The 19,408-nt window shown below is 61.6% G+C and carries 17 protein-coding genes; 8 read left to right on the plus strand and 9 right to left on the minus strand.

All coding sequences use genetic code 11. The features are described 5' to 3' along the window. Positions 1 to 3 precede the first annotated feature (3 nt). Positions 4 to 1,239 carry a PepSY-associated TM helix domain-containing protein gene (locus BGP00_RS03825; RefSeq protein WP_292922279.1) on the plus strand — a complete coding sequence of 412 codons (1,236 nt, stop codon included), beginning with the start codon at positions 4 to 6 and terminating at the stop codon, positions 1,237 to 1,239. 2 nt (positions 1,240 to 1,241) lie between these two features. Here the strand turns inward: BGP00_RS03825 and BGP00_RS03830 are convergent, their stop codons facing one another. Both BGP00_RS03830 and BGP00_RS03835 read right to left on the minus strand, forming a co-directional pair. After that, positions 1,242 to 2,135, minus strand: a complete 894-nt coding sequence (locus BGP00_RS03830) for a tyrosine-protein phosphatase (protein ID WP_292922277.1) — start codon at positions 2,133 to 2,135, stop codon at positions 1,242 to 1,244. A gap of 20 nt (positions 2,136 to 2,155) precedes the next feature. Then, the gene (locus BGP00_RS03835) at positions 2,156 to 4,597 is read right to left on the minus strand and encodes a TonB-dependent receptor (protein WP_292922275.1); all 2,442 of its coding nucleotides are present in this window, start codon (positions 4,595 to 4,597) and stop codon (positions 2,156 to 2,158) included. Between the two features lie 186 nt (positions 4,598 to 4,783). Between BGP00_RS03835 and BGP00_RS03840 the strand changes: the two genes are divergently transcribed. The 4 genes from BGP00_RS03840 to BGP00_RS03855 all read left to right on the plus strand — a co-directional run bounded on the left by BGP00_RS03840 (position 4,784) and on the right by BGP00_RS03855 (position 8,386). Next, a complete protein-coding gene (locus BGP00_RS03840) occupies positions 4,784 to 6,091 on the plus strand; it encodes a flavin-dependent oxidoreductase (protein ID WP_168601346.1) in 1,308 nt (435 codons plus the stop codon). Further along, positions 6,075 to 6,530, plus strand: a complete 456-nt coding sequence (locus tag BGP00_RS03845; protein ID WP_292922273.1) for a DUF3237 domain-containing protein — start codon at positions 6,075 to 6,077, stop codon at positions 6,528 to 6,530. Before BGP00_RS03840 ends, BGP00_RS03845 begins: the two co-directional genes overlap by 17 nt. Positions 6,531 to 6,651: 121 nt before the next feature. Then, positions 6,652 to 7,278 carry a LysE family translocator gene (locus tag BGP00_RS03850; protein ID WP_168601344.1) on the plus strand — a complete coding sequence of 209 codons (627 nt, stop codon included), beginning with the start codon at positions 6,652 to 6,654 and terminating at the stop codon, positions 7,276 to 7,278. A 58-nt stretch (positions 7,279 to 7,336) separates the two neighbouring features. Next, positions 7,337 to 8,386, plus strand: a complete 1,050-nt coding sequence (locus BGP00_RS03855) for a LacI family DNA-binding transcriptional regulator (protein WP_292922270.1) — start codon at positions 7,337 to 7,339, stop codon at positions 8,384 to 8,386. Between the two features lie 705 nt (positions 8,387 to 9,091). Here BGP00_RS03855 and BGP00_RS03860 read toward each other — a convergent pair. Both BGP00_RS03860 and BGP00_RS03865 read right to left on the minus strand, forming a co-directional pair. After that, positions 9,092 to 9,367 carry an HU family DNA-binding protein gene (locus tag BGP00_RS03860; protein ID WP_168601342.1) on the minus strand — a complete coding sequence of 92 codons (276 nt, stop codon included), beginning with the start codon at positions 9,365 to 9,367 and terminating at the stop codon, positions 9,092 to 9,094. 12 nt (positions 9,368 to 9,379) lie between these two features. Next, positions 9,380 to 9,619, minus strand: a complete 240-nt coding sequence (locus BGP00_RS03865) for a hypothetical protein (protein ID WP_292922267.1) — start codon at positions 9,617 to 9,619, stop codon at positions 9,380 to 9,382. Between the two features lie 518 nt (positions 9,620 to 10,137). Here BGP00_RS03865 and BGP00_RS03870 point away from each other — a divergent pair. The 3 genes from BGP00_RS03870 (at position 10,138) to BGP00_RS03880 (ending at position 13,709) form a co-directional block, all read left to right on the plus strand. Further along, entirely contained in the window at positions 10,138 to 11,223 is a 1,086-nt protein-coding gene (locus tag BGP00_RS03870) for a replication initiation protein (RefSeq protein ID WP_310014739.1), read from the plus strand. Between the two features lie 195 nt (positions 11,224 to 11,418). Next, a complete protein-coding gene (locus BGP00_RS03875; protein WP_168601341.1) occupies positions 11,419 to 12,621 on the plus strand; it encodes an AAA family ATPase in 1,203 nt (400 codons plus the stop codon). A gap of 44 nt (positions 12,622 to 12,665) precedes the next feature. Next, positions 12,666 to 13,709 carry a ParB/RepB/Spo0J family partition protein gene (locus BGP00_RS03880; protein ID WP_168601340.1) on the plus strand — a complete coding sequence of 348 codons (1,044 nt, stop codon included), beginning with the start codon at positions 12,666 to 12,668 and terminating at the stop codon, positions 13,707 to 13,709. A 55-nt stretch (positions 13,710 to 13,764) separates the two neighbouring features. Here the strand turns inward: BGP00_RS03880 and BGP00_RS03885 are convergent, their stop codons facing one another. From BGP00_RS03885 to BGP00_RS03905, 5 genes are all read right to left on the minus strand, one after another. Continuing rightward, positions 13,765 to 14,535: an IclR family transcriptional regulator C-terminal domain-containing protein gene (locus BGP00_RS03885; protein ID WP_292922264.1), complete on the minus strand. Its 771-nt coding sequence runs from the start codon at positions 14,533 to 14,535 to the stop codon at positions 13,765 to 13,767. Positions 14,536 to 14,591: 56 nt separating this feature from the next. Beyond that, positions 14,592 to 15,794, minus strand: coding sequence for a 3-oxoadipyl-CoA thiolase (gene pcaF, locus BGP00_RS03890; protein ID WP_292922262.1), 1,203 nt, complete (start codon positions 15,792 to 15,794; stop codon positions 14,592 to 14,594). Next, positions 15,791 to 16,435, minus strand: a complete 645-nt coding sequence (locus BGP00_RS03895; protein ID WP_292922260.1) for a 3-oxoacid CoA-transferase subunit B — start codon at positions 16,433 to 16,435, stop codon at positions 15,791 to 15,793. Before BGP00_RS03895 ends, pcaF begins: the two co-directional genes overlap by 4 nt. Next, positions 16,435 to 17,145 (minus strand): CoA transferase subunit A, encoded by a 711-nt coding sequence (locus tag BGP00_RS03900; RefSeq protein WP_292922258.1) that lies wholly within the window; start codon positions 17,143 to 17,145, stop codon positions 16,435 to 16,437. Before BGP00_RS03900 ends, BGP00_RS03895 begins: the two co-directional genes overlap by 1 nt. A gap of 194 nt (positions 17,146 to 17,339) precedes the next feature. After that, positions 17,340 to 19,247: an EAL domain-containing protein gene (locus tag BGP00_RS03905; protein ID WP_292922256.1), complete on the minus strand. Its 1,908-nt coding sequence runs from the start codon at positions 19,245 to 19,247 to the stop codon at positions 17,340 to 17,342. Positions 19,248 to 19,408: the final 161 nt, after the last annotated feature.

The following is a 19,408-nucleotide window of genomic DNA, read 5'->3' on the forward strand; positions in this document are numbered from 1 at the left end:
ACCATGGGGCGGCAATTCTGGGTCGTGGCGCATCGCTGGGCTGGGCTGACGCTAGCGCTGTTTCTGGCGGTGGCGGGGTTTACCGGCATTTTCCTGTCATGGATCGACGAACTGGAAGTTGCCGCCGCGCCCGATCTGCAACTGGCCGCCCCGCCCTCGCCCGGCGCGACGCCGCTTTCCACGCTGGAATTGCGGCGGCGCGTGCTGGCGCGCTATCCGGGCGCGCGGATCGATTATGTGCCCATGGCGGTCGAGGAAGGCCATTCGCTGCGCCTCTATCTGACATGGCCCGATCCTAAGACCGGCCTGAACCGCGCCGATGCGCCCGAATGGGACGATCTTTTCATCGATCCCTATACGGGAGCGGAGCTGGGCCGCCGCCAATGGGGCAATATTACGCAAGGGTTCAAGAACCTGATGCCCTTTACCTATCGCCTGCATTACAGTCTGGCGCTGGGGCAATGGGGTCTGCTGGCCTTTGGGCTGGCGGCGCTGGTCTGGGTGCTGGATTGTTTTGTCGGCTTCTATCTCACGCTGCCCGTGGTGGCCAAGGCGCCTGCGCGGCAGGGCTGGTTTTCCCGCTGGGCCCCGGCATGGGCGGTGCGATGGGGGGCCTCAAGCTATAAGCTGAATTTCGACCTCCACCGCGCGGGCGGATTGTGGATCTGGCCCCTGCTGCTGGTCTTTGCAGTGTCCAGCGTCTCGTTCAACCTGCCGCAGGTCTATGGTCCGGTGGTGCAGGCGCTGGGCGGAGTGGATGATGGGGCGGTCTATCAATCGGCGCTGCTGCCCGCGCCGCGCTGGAGGCCGCGCCTGTCTTTCGATCAGGCGCTCCTGCATGGCGAGGAACTGGCCCGCGCCGAAGCCTCGCGCTTCCATCTGGCGCTGCGCGGCGATGGAGAGCGCTATCTCTGGTATATTCCCGCAACCGGGGCCTATGTCTATGGCTTCACCTCCAGCGCCGATATTTCACGCCATGGCGGGGGCAGCTTCGTCGGCTTTGACGGCGACAGCGGGGCCTTGCGCGCCACGCGCATCCCGACCGGGCGGCACGGCGCCAACACTTTCACCACATGGGTTGAGGCGCTGCACACCGCCCATGTCGGCGGCACGGCTTGGCGCATCGCGGTCAGCATGATCGGGGCGATGGTGACGATGCTGTGCATCACCGGCATTGTCATATGGATGAAAAAGCGCAGCGGCAGGATTGGGCGCAAGGCGCGCAGCCCATCTTCGTAAAATCAGCTGCTTAACCGGCGGGTCAGATAGAGGCCGCGCAGGCGCTGGATTTCTCCGCCGCCAAGGCCCAGTTCGTCCCGCAGATAGCCCATGGCGCCACCCTGATGCGCGTCGATCACGGCAAAGGCCGCCTCGATATAGGAACGGTCCACGCCCACCAACAGCTTGAGCGCTTCGGGCGGCAACGCAGCAAAGGGGCTGTTGGCCATAGCCTTGCCGCCCATCAGTTTAGCGGGGTCAAGCGTCTGGTTCGACAGCATATAATCGCCGATCACCGTCTCACGCGGCACGCCAAGCGCCGTCAGGATCAACGCCGCGCCAATGCCGGTGCGATCCTTGCCCGCCGAGCAGTTAAAGGCCAGCGGCGCATGGCCCGCCAACAATTCGCCAAACATGCGTCGATACTGGCTGTTGAATTGCGTGAGCAGGCGCGGATAGGAAGACGCCATCGCGCCGCGCACCTGATCGGCGGTGAAGTTGCGCGGATCGCCCTTGGGCAGGAATTGCCCGTTATCCATCACATAATCGTCGGCCAGCACGCGAGGCAGCGCGTGGGGCCAGTTCACCGGCTCGGCCTGCCGCTCGGCGGTGGAGCGCAGATCGCAGACCACGCGAATGCCGCGCTTTTCCAGCGAGGCGTAATCATCGGCGGTCAGCCCGGTCATCGAACCCGAGCGATAGAGCAGACCCCATTTGACCATCCGTCCATCACCCGTGCGATAGCCGCCCAGATCGCGGAAATTGCGTCCGCCCTGCAAAGGCACCACGCGCGAGGGCGCGATGCCCGCAGGCGCGGCAACAGACGCGGCCGCAACGGGCCACGCCTGAAGCGCAGGATGGGAGGGAAAAGCCAGCGCCAAAGCGCCCAGCAAAGCGAAAGAAGCGCGGTTGCGCATGGCCATTCCCTCCGTTTTCATCAGAACTTGACGTTGATTTCGCCGCCAAAGGTGCGCGGATCGTTGAAGAAACCGCTGACACCGGCCTGGGCGGTGCCCGATTTGTAGAACAGGTGCTGTTCATTGAAGAGATTGCGCGCCCAGAGTGCGATCGTCACCTTGGCGCCGGTATTGGCCGCCTCGATGTCGGCCAGAGCGATGCGTCCGTTGAACACCAGACCCGCATCGCCCTTGGGCTGAGCAAAGCGGACGGCGCGGGTTTGCGTGTCATAGTTCGAGTCGGTGTAATTGGCGTAATAACCCGAGTCATAATTGCCATCGAGGTGGAAGCGCAGCTTGGTATCGCCGCCGCCCAACAGCATTTCATAATCGAGCGAACCGCTGGCCGAATGTTCGGGGGTGTAAACCTGATAGATCGGCACCGGCACGGTGATGAACACGCCGCCCGTCTGCGGGAACGGGTTGACCGTGGCCGGGATCGACACATGATTATAGGCATAGGAGGCGCTGAGCGTCAGGCCCTTGACCGGAGCCAGCGTCAGTTCGGCCTCGACGCCCTTGATATGGCCGGTGCCGGGCGCGTTGACGGTATCGGTGGTGGTGCGGGTGGTGGCCACGCGCGTTCTTACGCCGGTGACCGGGTCAGTGACGACATCCTCATACAAACCACTGAAATCAAGCTGAATATTTTTGTACGAGCCGGTATAGGCAGCCACGTTGAAACGCGCGCGATGATCGAAAAATTCGGTCTTGGCTCCGATTTCAAACATCGAAACCGTTTCAGGATTGAACTGGCGATAGGCCAGCGAGCGCGAATTGGCGCCGCCTGAACGATAGCCGGTGCTCCACTTGCCATAGAGGTGAACGTCGCGCGCGGCGTCAATGGCCAGATTGACCATCGGATCAACCCGCGACCACGAAGCATTGAGCAGCACAGGCGCTTGCACGTTCACACCATTGATCGGAACAATCGGCGCGGCGCCATTGACCAGGAACAGGCTGCCGTTCTTCTTGTCATTGGTCCAGCGCGCGCCCACCGTCAAATGCGCAACATCATTCAGAACGGGCGGCGTATAGGTCGCCTGACCATAGACGCCGGTGCTGGTGGTTTTTACATGGCTGGCGCGCTGGATCAACTGCTTGCTGTAGTCCAGCGGCAGCACGGTATAGGCGCTGCCCGCCGCATCGGTGAACTGCACGGTGTTGAAGGCCTGCGCGCTGTCCTGCACACGCTCGACATAATAAAGCGCCCCGGCCTGATATTTCAGGCGCGGCAATTCACCAACCGCCTGAATTTCCTCGCTGACCTGATTCTGGCGGAACGGCGCGAGACTGTAGCGGCCAAAGGCGAAATTGGCGAAGGTGGCGGTCGAGGTATAGCCCTGCTGCATCGAGGTGCTGGCCGAGCCATTGTCATATTGAGTCTGCGTCATGTCGCGATAGGCGCTGATCGAACGCAGGCTGAGATGCTGGGCAACCTGCCATTCCAGACCAAGGCGGAAGCCTTCGGCCTGTCCCACGCTGGGCTGCTGCGGCACACCGACGGCCGCCACCGAGGCGCGATGCGGCTCCAGCTTGAACAGAGCGGCGGTGAGGTTGGCCGGGACGGCGGCGCTGCCGCTGCTGGCCGCCGGAAGGCCGGTGCCCGCCGAGATCTGCTGCTGATAAAGCGTGCTCGTCTCGTCATGCGAATTGTCATAGGACAAATCGGCGGTGAAATTGGCGGCGGGCTTCCACAGCGCTTCGACGTGGAAACCGCGCTTGTCATAGGCGTTGAAACCCATCTGGCCCTGCAGCGGGTTTTTCACGAACGGATCGCGATGCGCCTTCACCGCGTCGATTTTCAGCGAAATATTGGCAAATTCGGGCAGGTCGAGGTGGATCTCGGCCTTGTTGCTGCCATAGTTGCCCATGCCCGCCGTGGCGTTCATCTTCAGCTTGCCGCTGGGCTTCTTGGTCACGATATTGACAGCGCCGCCTTCGGTGTTGCGGCCGAACAGAGTGCCCTGCGGACCTTTCAGAACTTCAATGTTTTCAACGTCAAACAGCGCGGTACCCAGACCTTGCGCGCGGCCCTGATACACACCGTCAACATAGACGCCCACGCCCTGATCGCGCGCGGGCTGGTTCGAATCCGACAGAACGCCCACGCCGCGAATATTGACGATCAACGCGCCCGGACGCGAAAAGAATGGCGCCACCTTGAGGCTGGGGATCGCGCCATCGCCAAGATCGAGCAGCGAGGTGACATGGCGGTTTTCCAGACCCGTGGCCGTCAGCACCGAAATCGAGATCGGCGTTGTCTGCAGGTCTTCCTTGCGCTTTTGCGCGATGACGGTGATGGTTTCCAAACCATCGTCCATGACTGCGGCATCGGCCGCGGCCGCGGTTTCGGCATGCAGCGGACAAGCGGCGACAATCGCGGCCAGAGCGCTGGCCGCGAGCAGACGTGAAGACAACATCGAACAAGACCCCCTTATGATTCGTAAGGTGCCTTTTGCCGATGGAGATGACAGGGGTTGTTCGTTTCCATGACATTTCAATGTCACCGAGCAAATGCTTTGCTTTGCCCGTCACCCTCGTTTACCGCGCAGGAATGTTGCGGGTAATAGCACTGTCCGCGCAAGTTTTCTAAGTTTGAGGATGCAATGACACACAATCGTGTTCTGATCGCCGGCGGTGGTATCGGCGGGCTGGCACTGGCGCTTACGCTGCACCAGATCGGGGTTCCCTGCACTCTGTTTGAAAGCACGAACGAGCTGCGGCCACTGGGCGTGGGGATCAATCTGCAGCCCAATGCGGTGCGCGAGCTCGAAGCGCTGGGCATTGGCGAGGCCGAGATGGATGCCGTCGGCATCGCCGCGCGCGAATGGGCACTGGTGGGCCTCAACGGCAAGGATATCTACAGCGAGCCGCGGGGCAAGAGCGCGGGCTATCACTGGCATCAGTATGCGGTGCATCGCGGGCGTTTCCACCTGCTGCTCTATGCCCACGTGGCCCAGCGGCTGGGGCAGGACGCGGTGCGGCTCGGTCAGAAAGTCACGGGATACACCAAACAGGCCGATGGCAGCGTAGTAGCCCATGTCACGCTGGCCGATGGCACGGTGGTGGATGAACATGGCGCGCTGCTGATCGGCGCGGACGGCATCCATTCCAGCGTGCGCGCGCAGATGCACCCCGATCAGCCGCCGATCCGCTGGGGCGGGACGTTGATGTGGCGCGGCACGGCCCGGGGTGTGCCGATCCGCACCGGATCATCCTTTGTCGGCCTGGGCACGCATCGGCATCGCGTGGTGATCTATCCGATCTCGGCGCCGGATGAGGATGGTCTGGCCGATATCAACTGGATCGCCGAACAGACCTATGACGCCACGCATGACTGGACCAAGACCGGCTGGTTCCGCCCATGTGAACTATCTGATTTCTCATATCATTTTGACGGGTTCGTCTATGACTGGCTCGATCTGCCCGCGCTGCTGGCCAAATCGGATGTGGCCTATGAAAACCCGATGATCGACCGCGATCCGATCCCCACCTGGGTCGATGGGCCGGTGGCGCTGATCGGCGATGCGGCCCATCCGATGTATCCCACCGGATCGAATGGCGCGTCGCAGGCGATTGTCGATGCGCGCACTTTGGGACGGTGCTTTATCGAGCATGGCGTCAATGCGCAGGCTCTGGCCGCGTTTGACGCCGAATTGTGCGGGCCGGTGGGGCAATTGGCGCTGCGCAATCGCGGGGCCGGGCCGTTCGGTCTGCTCAATCTGGTCGATGAACGCTGCAGCGGGACGTTTGACAATATTGACGATGTGATCCCCGAGGCCGAGCGCAAACAATTCATGCTGGCCTATCAGACCGCCGCCGGTTTCGCCCGCGATGCGCTGAACGCCGCGCCGCCGATTATTGCTGAGGGCGCGCGCGTGGCGGAAAGGCTCGATCATGACCCCGTTGCTTGAGCCGGTCTGTACCCTCGCCATCAACCTGACGCGCCCGCATGAGATGGGTGAATGTCCGGGCGGCACGCGGCGGATCATTCCAATCGTGGGCGGAACGGCCAAGGGGGCGCGGATCAATGGGCGTATCCTCCCCATCGGCGCCGATTGGCAGGTGGTTCAGGCGGGCGGTCTGGCCCAGCTCGATGCGCGCTATGCCATTGAAACCGACGATGGGGCGGTGGTCGAGGTGATCTCGCAGGGTATCCGGCATATGGCCCCCGATGTCGCTGCCCGCGCGGCCGGGGGCGAGGATGTACCCTTCGCCGACTATTACATGCGCACCTTTATCCGGCTGGAAAGCGGACACCCCGATTATGATTGGGTCAACCGCTCGCTGTTTCTGGCGACCGGCGGCAAGCGTGGCCCATCCGTACATCTGGAAATTTTCCGCATCGGTTGAAATAAGGCCATAGGAGGGCGTGGCGCCGGAATGATCCGCCGGGGCCCGCCCTCCCCTTCCTATCACGCGCCGGATGACGAGAAAGATTGATCGCAGCCCGATCCGGCACTAGCCTCGGCTTATGGCCAATCTTCCCCTGTTTCTCGCTTTTGTCGCCTCCGCCGCCTTGCTGACGATTACGCCGGGGCTGGACACCGTGATGGTCCTGCGCACGGCCAGCGTCGAGGGGCGCAAACCGGCGGCCATGGCGGCGGTCGGGATCGCGCTGGGCTGTCTGATCTGGGGCGGAGCGGTCTCTCTGGGGCTGGGCGCGCTGCTGCAGGCTTCGCAAATGGCCTATACGGCGGTGAAGCTGGCCGGGGCGGCCTATTTGCTGTGGCTGGGCGTCAAACTGTTGATCCACCCGCGCAAAAGTCTGGAAATGAACGGCGATTTTTCGCCCCCAAGAGGACAGGATAGCTTTCGCCGGGGCTTTCTGACCAATCTGCTCAACCCAAAAATGGGCGTGTTCTACATCACCTTCCTGCCGCAATTCGTGCCTGCGGGCGTGTCGGTGGCGGCCTATACTTTCTTTCTGGCCGGGGTGCATGTGCTGCTCGCCTTTGTGTGGTTTGCGCTGCTGATTGCGGCAACGGTCCCGCTTTCAGGCTTCTTGCGCCGCCCCGGCGCGGTGCCGGTGCTCGACCGGCTAACGGGCGGACTGTTCGTGGCCTTTGGCCTCAGACTGGCGACATCCTCGGCGCGATAATGCGGTAAATTCGGCGCGGCATCTTGTTCGTCTCGCCAACATCCTGCACATAAACGCCATGTCCCGGCCCACCATCATCGACATCGCCAATCGCGCGGGTGTCTCGTTCAAGACCGTTTCGCGGGTGCTCAACAAACATCCCAAGGTGGGCGAGGAATACCGCGTGAAGGTCGAGCAGGCGATGGCCGAGCTGAACTTCAAGCCCAATCGCGCTGCGCAGCAATTGCGCGGCGGGCGTTCTTCCATTCTGGGCCTGCTGGTCAGCAGTGGCGCGGAAATCCAGACGCTTGATGAAGGCAACCGCCTGCCCAGCTATATTGCCGACATCATCACCGGCATGCTCCAGTCCTGCCAGACGGCCGGCTTTCACCTTGTCACCGAGAATATCGACAACAGCAACGAGGAAGCGGGCAAAGCCTGGCTGGCCGATTGTTTCGATGCGGTCAGTTTCGACGGACTGCTGCTGATGCCGCCTCTGTGCGATACGGGCTGGTTGCTCGATGAACTCGACGCCCGCCAGGTTCGCTATGCCCGGATGAACCCCGGCACGCAATTGGGGCGCGGCCTGTGTCTGGTGATCGACAATTGTTCGGCGGGGCGTGAGATCGGCGCCTATCTGCTGGATCAGGGCCACCGGCGGCTGGGCTATATCACCGGGCCTTCCTCGCATTTCGCGCATACCGGGCGGCTCGACGGATTACGCGAAGCGCTGGCGCAGGTGCCCGGTGCGACGCTGATGGTGGCGCAGGGCGCCTTCACCTTCACTTCCGGCCAAAGTGCGGGGGGCGAATTGCTCGATGCCCCCTCCCCGCCCAGCGCGATTTTTGCCGCCAATGACGAAATGGCCGCAGGCGTTCTGGCCGCCGCCTTTGAACGCGGGTTGAGCGTGCCGGGGCAATTGTCGATCTTCGGCTTTGGCGGGCTGCTGATCTCGCAATCGACATGGCCGCGCATTTCCACAGTCAGCCAGCCCACGATCGCCATGGCGCGTCTGGCCTCCGATACGCTGATTGCCGCGACGCTGGAGGACAAAAGGCTGGAGGGGCGGACTGTGCGCATCGCCTACGAATTGAAGATTCGCCAATCGGTGGCGCCCGTCTGCAGTTGAAGGTGTGCGCGTGGCGGGGTGATCTCGGGTTTCGATAGACCGCTGACTTTCGAAAATCGAGATAGAGGCCAGGCGTGGGAAATCGGCGGGACAAGAGCACGACAAGTCCGCCGCTCTTCAGGATTGTTCTGATCCCTTTGCATTCCTCCCGCCTTTTCCCGATCGCATTTACGTAGAGCGGGTAGGGCTGTGTGAGGTTGATGTCTTTGAGCGGCTCGCGGCGATTTAGCCCCCTGTAGGTCAGGATAGGCGGGAGCGGTCACGCATCTTTGCAAATATGGCGCAGAGCGGCGTGCCATCGGATTTGGCACCAGCCTTTCCTGAACTTGCGGATCATCGCTGAAATGAGGGTCCGTGTCGCTCCAGTTCCTTGTTCAACTCGATCCCGAGATTTTGCTCATGCCGGTGAAACCGGCAGGCTCGTCTTTCAGCTTGGGAGAATGTGGTGCTGCACAGCGAAAGTGCCGCCTTCCTCCGCCTGTATCTTAGTTGCTGAGCGTTTGGATTGACGTTTTGCCTGTTCGCTTCGAACGGCAATGAAATTTGCTGCCGTTTTGGCGGCTCGGCGAAAATGCAGTCTTTTTGGGAGTTCGATCGGTCCTGCCGGCGCGGTTGGTGCGCGATCCGATCAGTCTGGCCGTAAACCTAGCTTCTTTGGAACAGTCGAGCGGCAGGGGAGCCATGCCCCCCTGCCCTCTTTCAGGCTTAGCCGTTCAGCTTGTCCTTGACCGCCTTGGCAGCGGTGAAGCCCAGCTTCTTGGAAGCGGCGATCTGGATCGTGTCGCCGGTGGCCGGATTGCGGCCTTCGCGTGCGGCGCTTTCCTTGACCTTGAACTTGCCAAAGCCGTTGAGCGAAACTTCTTCGCCTTCTGCGGCAGCATCGGCGATGGCGGCAAAAACGGCATCCACATACTTGCGCGCGTCAGCTTTGGTGATGCCCTGCGAGGCAGCCAGCTTGTCGGCGAGATCGCTATTGTTCATGGTTTTAGTCCTTCAAGTGAAATGGATGGCCCCTGCTAATGCGTGTTGCGGTCGGGATCTATCGGAGATTTGGGGTTTTTGGGGCTGTTTGAGCGATACATCCACAGTTTTGCGCTCATTTGATGGGATTTTGAGCCATTGCTGGGTGTGGGAGGTGATCAAACTCCAGAAATGCCGGTTGTGTGTTGATGGGTCTGCTGGATATTTGGCACGAAATTGCAGGGCTGCAATTTTTTGCTTGGATGCTGCCATCTATCTGAAAAGAAATAAATTTATAGATGCACGACGCCGCTTTTGCGGTGGCGTGGTGATTCCAGATTCTAAAGATTCTTGATTCAGTCTGATTTCACGAAGGTTTTTCAATGGTTTATCAGGTCATTCCTGACCGCTTGGGGGCGTTGTCCTGTCCTGGTGGGGGCGGAAACCTGTCTTCCTGGGGGATCTTGGCTGTCCTGATGGGGTATCCTGTCTTCTTGGGGGTGCGGATCGGAATTGGTGATTTTTGCGAGGCAAGCATACATTTTCGGTTGCCTTTGCGCCATTCTTTGCTCTCGAAAACGAATCGGACAAGCCGATTGTCACCGCCTTTTGCGGCCATGAAACTCTATCCTGTCCTTTTGGGGGCTAAACTGACCTGACTTGACCCCGCTGGTCAGGTCAGGCATCAATCGGCAAAACAAGGGCGCCGATTCATGGCTGAGGAAATGCAACTGGACATTGCAGGCGATTATGGCGTCGAGGACAATGGCGCGGCCGTGACCGCGCGCGCCATGCGCGTGGCCGCCACGCTGGCGCGCAAGGGCGGCGATGAATTTGCCAAGCCGGGCAAGCTGGTCGAGGTCCGCTTCGTCAAGGGACAGTCGCTCAGCCTGACCGCCTCTCGTCTGCTGGCGCTGATGATCCTGACGGCGGGGGGCGATGCGTGGCGCGACACGTCGCATAAATTGCGCAAGGCCGATATCCGGCGCGGCCACAAGGGCAACGAGCGTATCGTTGATATGCTTGAGGAATTGCACCGCACCCTGTTTGCCGAGGATGATACGTCCTGGCGCGGGCGCAAGGCGACCAAACGCTTCAGCCTGATCGAATCCTCTTGGGAAGAGGTCGAGGAGGGTGACAAGGAGACCGGCTGGATCGAGTGGCGCTTTACCCCGGATGCGCGTCGCCTCATTCAGGAATCGCAGACCTATTCGGTGATGAACCGTCAGGCCGTGCTGGGGTTTCGTTCAGCCTATGCGCTCAAGCTCTATGAGGAAGGGGCCTTGCGCCTCCACAGGCGTCAGCCGATCTGGCGCGTGGATATTCTTGGTCTGCGTGCGGCGCTGGGCATCGACCCTGATAAATATGGCGATTTTGCCCAGCTGCGGCGCAAGGTGCTGACCGTGGCGCAATCCGAGATCGACCAACTGGCCCATTACAATCTGGAATGGAAAGAGATCCGCCGGGGCAGGGCAGTAGCCGAGATCGAGTTCCGTTTCGTCCCCAAGGACGCCCCGGCCCAGATCCAGACCGTCGATGAACTGGAGCGCCATTCCGCAGGGCGCAAGGCGCGCCGCGAGGGTGAGGTTGAGCGAATTGCTGCCCCGGTCGCTGCGCCCGTCCGGACCAAGCGGACTATCGCCGCACCGGCGACGCCTTGGGAAAAATTTCCCGAAGGTTCGCTGCGTTACGGCACGGCCGAGGGTGCCTTTCGGGATGTCGCGCTCCGCTATGGCGGCGGCTGGGACATGGATCTGATTGCTGATGCCTATCGGCAGCAGATGGGCGATCGCCTCGGCTCGCTGCGCGGTGCCAAGCTGGAAAAATCGTGGCGCGGATTTTGCGAGGCTTTCCTTGCGCGACGAGGGCGCCCCTAAGCACTCCACGACAAGGGGCAATTGCAGCCCTGCAATTTGCGCATAAAGGCGTCAAAACCGCCCCCAAGAGGTCAGGATGGACCTCGCCACTTTCACTTCACAAGCCGCAGATTTCCGCCTTTGCGAATTATGCAGGATGCTTGACGAAAAAGTGAAAATCGGGCAGGTGCCATTTAACTTTCGAAAGGAGCACACATGGCTTCCGCGCTAGACGAAGTTCGCATGGAAGAAGCGCTCGATGTTGCCGCATTGGCTGATCGCTCTTCCTCAGTTCTGGAAAAACTACGCTCTTCCGCGCGCGATATGCGGGCCGAGGAAAGGCGTGAGCCGTCCTTTCCGATCGGCAAGGCGGCCGAACTGGTCGGACGCACCACGGCTGCGATTCGCGAGGCGGAGAGCGATGGCCGCCTTGAAGCACCCCCGCGCGGGGAAAACAACCGCCGTTTGGGCTATACACTGGCCCAGCTCAACGACATGCGCGGCACTTTCGGCACCCGCCCTTGGCGCGCGCCTGAGGATCCTTGTTCGATTCTGGCGGTCCAGAATTTCAAGGGCGGCGTGGGCAAATCGACGCTCTCGGTCCATCTGGCGCAATATCTGGCGATTCACGGCTACCGGGTGCTGCTGATCGACTGCGACAGCCAGGCGTCAGCCACCACGCTGTTCGGCTATGTTCCCGACCTCGATCTGGGCGAAGAGGATACGCTCTATCCCTTCCTGCGCGAGGGCGAGCGCGCGACGCTGGAATATGCGATCCGCAAGACCCATTTCGATGGGCTCGATCTGATCCCGGCCAACCTGCGTCTGTTCCAGTCCGAATATGAACTGGCGGCGCGTATGGCGCGCGGGCAGGGGGCTCTGCTCAACCGTCTGTCGCAGGGCATTCAGTCGGTTCAGGATCTCTATGACGTGGTGATCCTCGATCCGCCGCCGGCGCTGGGTGCGATATCGCTTTCGGTGCTCCGCGCGGCCAATGCACTGGTGGTGCCGGTGCCGCCCACGGTCATGGACTTTTCCTCGACCGCGGCATTTCTGGCGATGCTGGATGAAACGATCCAGGATCTTCAGCAGTATGATCTGGCGCCGCAGCTGGCTTTCCTGCGCTTCGTTGCGTCCAAGGTGGATGAAAACAAGTCAATGCAGCGCGGTTTGCTCGAACTGATGCGCCAGCTTTACGGCAATGCGATGATCCGCACGCCGCTCAAAGACTCGGCCGAAATCGACAATGCCACGGCGCGTCTGATGACGGTTTATGAACTCTCGGGTCCCATGACCAGCAAGCAGGTGCGCGACCGCTGCCTGACCTATCTGGATGGGGTTTGCGGGGAAATCGAGGTGGATATTCGCCGCACATGGCCCAGCCATCTGGCCCGTCTGCGCAAGGAAGGATTGGCGTGATGCGCCAAAATTGCAGCCCTGCAATTTGTGAAGGGAATGAGTAAATGAGCTCGAAAAACAAGAGCTTCATGGCCGATCTGGTCTCGGTTGTCGAACCGGCTGCTGATGGAAACAGCCGTCCCTCGCGCCTTGGTGTGGGGGTGCTTTCGGGGCGCAACAACCGGCTTGCCGAACTGGCCTCGGGCTCGGTGGTCAACAATCCGCAGGAGCTGGTCGATCCTGATCGCTGCCGCATCTGGATCCGCCATAACCGTGATTATGCCGCGCTTAATGAAACGCGCTGTTCGGATCTGATCGAAAGCATTCTGGCGCAGGGCAAGCAGGAAGTGCCCGCCATTGTGCGCCGCGTCCATAATGACCCGAATTACGATTACGAGGTCATTTGCGGTGCGCGGCGGCATTGGTGCGTCAAATGGCTGCGCGCCAACAATCACCCGGAAATCCGCTATCTGGTGGAAATCCGCGATCTGACCGACGAGCAGGCTTTCCGCGTTTCGGATCTGGAAAACCGTGCGCGTGAGGATCTGAGCGATATCGAGCGCGCGCGTGATTATCTTCAGGCGCTGGGCCTATATTATAATGGCCGCCAGAAGGACATGGCCAAGCGTTTGAACCAGTCCGAAGCCTGGCTGAGCCGCTATCTCGATCTGGCGCGCCTGCCCAGCGACATTCTGGGCTCGTTTGCCGATCCGTTTGAGCTTAAAATCTCGCATATTGGCTCGATCAAGCCGCTGCTCAAGGAAGATGACTGCCGCGCGGCAGTGCTGGCCGAGGCGCGCCGGATTCGGGAAGGGCGCCGGATGGGCGAAGAAGATTTGCCCGCGACCGTGCCGGATATCATCCGCGCTTTTGGGGTTGTGGCCAACAGAGAGGCCGAGGCGCGCAAGAAAACCGCGCTGGTCAAAGCCCCCAAGAGGTCAGGATCGGACCAGATTGTCTTGCGAAATGGGGCCGGCGTGCCCTTGCTGCGTATCGAGGGCAAGGATCGCAAGAGCATCAGCCTGACGCTGTTTCCCAAGGATGGGGGCAGCAAGGAAGAGGTGGAAACCGCGCTGCGCGATCTGCTCGACCGTTATTGGGAAGACTGAGCGATAGAACCCCGGAATGGCCAAGGGGCAGGCCATTCCGGGGAAAATCTCGAAATTACAGCCCCGACGCGCTGGCCAGCCCCACCATCCGCGCCGTTTCCATCAGGGCAGGGGCGATGTTCGAACGCAAATGCTCGACGCTGTGCTCCATCGCATTGACGCCGACATTGAGCGCCGCGATCACCTGACCCTTGGCATTGCGCACCGGCACTGCAACTGAACGCAGCCCGACCTCAAGCTCCTGATCGACAATGGCCACCCCATCGCGGGCAATTCCGTCGAGCAGCGCCCGCAGATCCTCCAGCGAGCCCACTGTATGGGGCGTGCGCGCGGGCAGGGGGGCAGGGGGGAGTAGAGTCTCGCGCTGCTCCGGCGGCAGGCTGGAGAGCAAAATACGGCCCATGGAGGTGCACCACGCGGGAAGGCGGCTGCCGACATGCAGGCCGATCGCCATGATCCGGCTGCGCGAGGCGCGCGCGACATAAAGCACATCGGCCCCGTCCAGCACCCCAAGAGAACAGGATTCCCCCAGCCTATCGCGCAGATTTTCGAGCAAAGGCTGGGCGATGGCCGAGAGCGAGCGATCCGACAGATAGGCCCGCGCCAGCCCCAGAACCTTGGGCCGCACGGAAAAAGATCGTTCATCCTGAGCTACATAGCCCGTCATCACCAGCGTATGCAGGCAACGCGCGACCACTCCGCGCGGCAGGCCGGTATAGCGGGCAAGGCTGGCGATGGACTGATCCGGGCCGAGTTCGACAAAGGCCTCCATGACCATCAGGCCGCGGGCCAGAGATTGCATGAAATCGGGGTCTGACTGGCTCATGCGCGTCTCTCCTTTAGGCAGGGGCCTATGACAGCCCCCGCCCAACCTGTCGAGGTTCAGACGCGCTCGACAATCGCGGCAATGCCTTGGCCCACGCCCACGCACATAAAGGCGAGGGCATAGCGCCCGCCGCTGCGCTGCAATTCCTCGACCGCGCTCATCGTGATGCGCGCGCCCGACATGCCCAGAGGATGGCCCAAAGCAATCGCTCCGCCATTGGGATTGACGCGCGGATCGCCCATATCGACGCCCAGATCGCGCAAGGTGGCAATGCCTTGTGCAGCAAAGGCTTCATTTAATTCGATAATATCCATATCCGCCATGCTCAGCCCGGTGCGCGTGAACAGACGCCGCGCCGCTTCGACCGGGCCGATGCCCATCACGCGGGGCGCAACGCCCGCGCTGGCCATCGCCACCACCCGCGCGCGTGGGGTCAGGCCATGCTTTTGCGCGGCCTGTTCGCTGGCGATAATCATCGCTGCGGCGCCATCGTTTAACCCGCTGGCGTTGCCCGCCGTGATGGTGCCATCAGCGCGCACCACGGGTTTCAATCGGGCCAAAGCCTCCAGAGTGGTCGCGCGGGGGTGTTCATCCTGAGCAAAAACAAGGGGTTCGCCCTTTTTCTGCGGTATTTCCACCGGTACGATCTCCGCCGCCAGACGCCCATTGGCCTGCGCCGCTGCGCATTTCTGCTGGCTGAGCAAGGCAAAGGCATCCTGATCCTCGCGGCTGACGCCCCATTCGGCGGCGACATTCTCTGCCGTCTGCGGCATCGTATCGACGCCCCATGTCGCCTTCATTGCCGGATTGATGAAGCGCCAGCCAAGCGTCGTGTCCTCGATCTTCTGATCGCGGCCAAAGGCGCTGCCCGCCTTGCCCAATACATAGGGCGCGCGGGTCATGCTTTCCGCGCCGCCCGCAATGATAAGGTCAGCGTCGCCGCTGCGGATCGCCTGTGCGGCTAGACCGACCGCATTCAACCCCGATCCGCACAGGCGGTTGACCGTCGTGCCCGGCACTTCCTTGGGCAGACCCGAGAGCAACCCGGCCATGCGCGCCAGATTGCGATTGTCCTCGCCTGCCTGATTGGCGCAGCCCAGGATGATGTCATCCACCGCGCCCCAATCCACGCCCATGTTGCGCAGCATAAGTGCGCGCAGCGGGATCGCGGCAAGATCGTCGGCGCGGATGGTCGAAAGCGAACCGTTCAGCCGCCCAATGGGCGTGCGGATCGCGTCACAGATAAAAGCCTGATTCATGATACGCTTACCTTCAAGGGCGCGCCCGTCTTGGCCACCACATCATCCACAGAAACCCCCGGCGCGCATTCGACCAGCGTCAGCCCGCCCGCTTTCTTGTCCACCGCAATCACGGCCAGATCGGTGATGATGAGATCCACCACGCCCCGGCCCGTCAGCGGCAGGGTGCATTGCGGCAGGATCTTGGGACTACCGTTCTTCGCGCAGTGATCCATCACGACCACGATGCGCTTGACGCCGGCGACAAGGTCCATCGCCCCGCCCATGCCCTTCACCATCTTGCCCGGAATCGTCCAGTTGGCCAGATCGCCATTGGCGGCCACCTCCATCGCGCCCAGCACGGCCATGTCGATATGCCCGCCCCGGATCATCGCGAAACTGTCGGCGCTCGAAAAAAAGCTGCTGGTAGGCAGCGCCGTCACGGTCTGCTTGCCGGCATTGATGAGGTCGGGGTCCGCCTCGCCCTCATAGGGGAAGGGGCCGATGCCCAGCATCCCGTTTTCCGATTGCAGCGTGACCGTAATGCCCTCGGGCACATAATTGGCCACCAGCGTCGGGATGCCGATGCCAAGGTTCACATAATAGCCGTCGCGCAGTTCCTTTGCCGCGCGGGCGGCCATTTCATCGCGGGTCCAGACCATTACTCGGCCTCCTTCTTGCGGGTGGTCAGTTTTTCGATGCGCTTTTCATTGATGGTGGACAGCACGATGCGATCGACGAAAATCCCCGGCGTATGGATGCAATCGGGATCGAAGGTTCCCTCCGGCACGATCTCCTCGACCTCGACCACAGTGACGCGCCCGGCGGTGGCCATGTTCGGGTTGAAATTGCGCGCGGTCTTGTTGAACATCAGATTGCCCGCCGGATCGGCCCGCCATGCCTTGATGATCGATAGATCGGCGCGCAGCCATGTCTCGCGTACATATTCCTCGCCCTCGAAGAATTCGGTCGGCTTGCCTTCGGCCACCACGGTGCCGACTCCAGTCTTGGTGTAGAAGGCGGGGATGCCTGCGCCCCCTGCGCGGATGCGCTCGGCCAGCGTGCCCTGCGGCGTCAGTTCCAGTTCCAGCTCGCCGCTCAGGTATTGCTGCTCGAACAATTTGTTCTCGCCCACATAGGAGGAGATCATTTTGCGGATCTGGCGGCTTTCCAGCAGCATCCACAGACCAAAGCCATCGGCCCCGGCATTGTTCGAAATCACCGTCAGATTGCGCACGCCGCTGGCGCGGATCTGCGGGATCAGGCTCTCTGGATTGCCCGAGAGGCCAAAGCCCCCCGACATGATTGTCATCCCGTCAAACAGCAGGCCCTCCAAAGCCGCCGCCAGGGTGGGGAATATCTTTCCGGACACCTTGCTACCTCTCTAATTTGAACGATAATCGGACATATAGAACAATAATCGTTTCATAATCGATTCGAGGCGTGCGGTCAAACCCCGCCAAAGATCGCGGGCCGCGCAAAAAGCCTCCCTGAAGCGCCCAGGAAGGTGCAGAGAGGCAAAAGGAGGGGTGGGCTGGGGCCTACCCCCGGAGGCTTCAGGAAGCCTTAGCGGGCCGTTCCCGCGCTATTTTGCGCTTTGCCCTCGACGGCGGGAAAAGAACCGGCGGGGGAAGGTGGCTGGCCGCGATGAACCTCGATCATTGGCATGGGCGCGCTGACGGGGCCGCTGGCGGCATGGCAGATCAACAGGCGCGCTGTTTCCGAACGGTCGGAGGCGGGGGCAAAGAGATAGCCTTGCCCAAACGGACAGCCCATCTCGCTTAATCTTGCGGCCTGCTGGGCATGTTCGATCCCCTCGGCGGTGACGGTCGCGCCCCGTTTGTCGGCAATGGCCAGCAAGGCGGCGATGATCGTGCTGCTCAGATCGTCGACGGTCAGCCGGTCGATGAAGGATTTGTCGATCTTGAGACTGTCAAAGGGGAAATCGAGCAAATGGGTGAGCGAGGCATAGCCGGTGCCGAAATCGTCCAGCGCGATGCGGATGCCCTGTTCGCGCAGCGCGTCGATGGCGGTGGCCATATGGCGGTCGTGGCGGTCGAAATAGACGCTTTCATTGACCTCGAGCACCAGTTGGCCGATCAGATCGCGATCCCCGGCAAAGGCCTGCGTGATGACGGGTAAAAGCCGCGCCCCGCGCAGATCGGTTGCCGTGACATTGACCGCCATGGAAATGGGCGGAATGCCGCTGTCACGCCACAGGCGCAGGTCGGCCGCCACCATTTCCAGCATCACGCGGGTCAATTGGCTGGCGATGCCCGGGGCAAGAGTGGCTTCGGCAAAGGCGCTGGCGGGAATGATCGCGCCTTCGGGCGTGACCATCCGGCAAAGGGCCTCCAGCCCGACGATGCGGCGGTCGCCCAGCCGCACAATGGGCTGATACCACGCGCGCAGGCGGCCTTCGGCCATCGCTGCCTGCACCGCCGAGATCGAGGAGAGACGGGCGGCCACCGGATCGCTCATTTCGGGCGAATAGCGGCGAAAACTGCCGCGATGGACCGATTTTGCATGATAGAGCGCATGATCGGCATTGCGCCTTGTGTCGTCCGCGCTGCGGTCCAGAGCGCTGAGCGCGGCAAAGCCGATCGTGGCCTCGGGCAGGATCGAGAAGGTGGCGAAATCGATTGTTCCGCCCAGATGCGTCAGCACATGGCGGGCAAAAGCCTCCAGAGCCTCAAGCCGCTCGGGCGCGACGATCAAAATGGCAAATTCATCGCCGCCAATGCGAAAGGCCCGGTCAGGCGTGGCCAGTTTGGCCAGTCGCCCCGCCGTTTCCTGCAGCAACCGGTCGCCCGCCTCATGGCCGAACGTGTCATTGGTGGTCTTCAGATTGTCCAGATCAACCAGCATCAGCGCCCAGGAACCGGGCGTATCGCAATCGATATGTTCCAGCGTCTGTTCGAAACTGCGGCGATTGGGCAGGTTGGTCAGCGCATCCATATTGGCGCTGCGCTCGCGCTCGGTCACGCGCAGATGGCGCGCCATGGCCAGTTCGCAAAGATGGATGCAGATTTCGACCAATTGCCGTTCGCGCTCGGTCGGCCCCCGGCTTTGGTGGAAATAGAGCGCGAAAGTGGCCAGCACCAGGCCGGAAGGATCAAGAATGGGCGAGGACCAGCATGCCCGCAGCCCCAGCGGCAGCGCGGCATCGCGGAAATTGGCCCAGCGCGGATCGCCGGCAATATCGCGCACCTCGACCGGGGCGCGGATATAGGCGGCCGTTCCGCAGGAGCCGACATTGGGCCCGATGGCCACATTGTCGAGCGATGCGCTGTAGCCATCAGGCAGGCTGGGTGCGGCCAGCGGATGCAGCATACCGCCCCGGTCCACCATCAGCACCGAGCAGATGACTTCGGGAAAATTGGCCTCAAAGGCCCGGCATAAATGGTCCATCACCCGGTCGAGCGAGTCGCCGCGGGCAATGTGTTCCAGCGTCGTAACCCTGAGATCGATCACTCGGGCCCCCCTCGCAACGGTTCTTCATCATCGGACTAGGGAACATATCGTCATTAGGATTAATCATTCCCTTCCCGCAGGCCATGGATTCGACGCAACAGGCGCCGCATTAAGACAATCTTAGCCAAAATGGGGTTTTAGCCAATAGGGCTAGCCGGGGA

The organism is Novosphingobium sp. 63-713, assembly GCF_001898925.1.
GTDB lineage: Bacteria > Pseudomonadota > Alphaproteobacteria > Sphingomonadales > Sphingomonadaceae > Novosphingobium.

Excerpts from the sequence above, each read along its gene's own strand:
- BGP00_RS03825 (WP_292922279.1), top strand. The coding sequence starts at position 4 with ATGGGGCGGCAATTCTGGGTCGTGGCGCATCGCTGGGCTGGGCTGACG.
- BGP00_RS03830 (WP_292922277.1), bottom strand. The coding sequence starts at position 2,135 with ATGCGCAACCGCGCTTCTTTCGCTTTGCTGGGCGCTTTGGCGCTGGCT.
- BGP00_RS03835 (WP_292922275.1), bottom strand. The coding sequence starts at position 4,597 with ATGTTGTCTTCACGTCTGCTCGCGGCCAGCGCTCTGGCCGCGATTGTC.
- BGP00_RS03840 (WP_168601346.1), top strand. The coding sequence starts at position 4,784 with ATGACACACAATCGTGTTCTGATCGCCGGCGGTGGTATCGGCGGGCTG.
- BGP00_RS03845 (WP_292922273.1), top strand. The coding sequence starts at position 6,075 with ATGACCCCGTTGCTTGAGCCGGTCTGTACCCTCGCCATCAACCTGACG.
- BGP00_RS03850 (WP_168601344.1), top strand. The coding sequence starts at position 6,652 with ATGGCCAATCTTCCCCTGTTTCTCGCTTTTGTCGCCTCCGCCGCCTTG.
- BGP00_RS03855 (WP_292922270.1), top strand. The coding sequence starts at position 7,337 with ATGTCCCGGCCCACCATCATCGACATCGCCAATCGCGCGGGTGTCTCG.
- BGP00_RS03860 (WP_168601342.1), bottom strand. The coding sequence starts at position 9,367 with ATGAACAATAGCGATCTCGCCGACAAGCTGGCTGCCTCGCAGGGCATC.
- BGP00_RS03865 (WP_292922267.1), bottom strand. The coding sequence starts at position 9,619 with ATGGCAGCATCCAAGCAAAAAATTGCAGCCCTGCAATTTCGTGCCAAA.
- BGP00_RS03870 (WP_310014739.1), top strand. The coding sequence starts at position 10,138 with ATGCGCGTGGCCGCCACGCTGGCGCGCAAGGGCGGCGATGAATTTGCC.
- BGP00_RS03875 (WP_168601341.1), top strand. The coding sequence starts at position 11,419 with ATGGCTTCCGCGCTAGACGAAGTTCGCATGGAAGAAGCGCTCGATGTT.
- BGP00_RS03880 (WP_168601340.1), top strand. The coding sequence starts at position 12,666 with ATGAGCTCGAAAAACAAGAGCTTCATGGCCGATCTGGTCTCGGTTGTC.
- BGP00_RS03885 (WP_292922264.1), bottom strand. The coding sequence starts at position 14,535 with ATGAGCCAGTCAGACCCCGATTTCATGCAATCTCTGGCCCGCGGCCTG.
- pcaF (WP_292922262.1), bottom strand. The coding sequence starts at position 15,794 with ATGAATCAGGCTTTTATCTGTGACGCGATCCGCACGCCCATTGGGCGG.
- BGP00_RS03895 (WP_292922260.1), bottom strand. The coding sequence starts at position 16,435 with ATGGTCTGGACCCGCGATGAAATGGCCGCCCGCGCGGCAAAGGAACTG.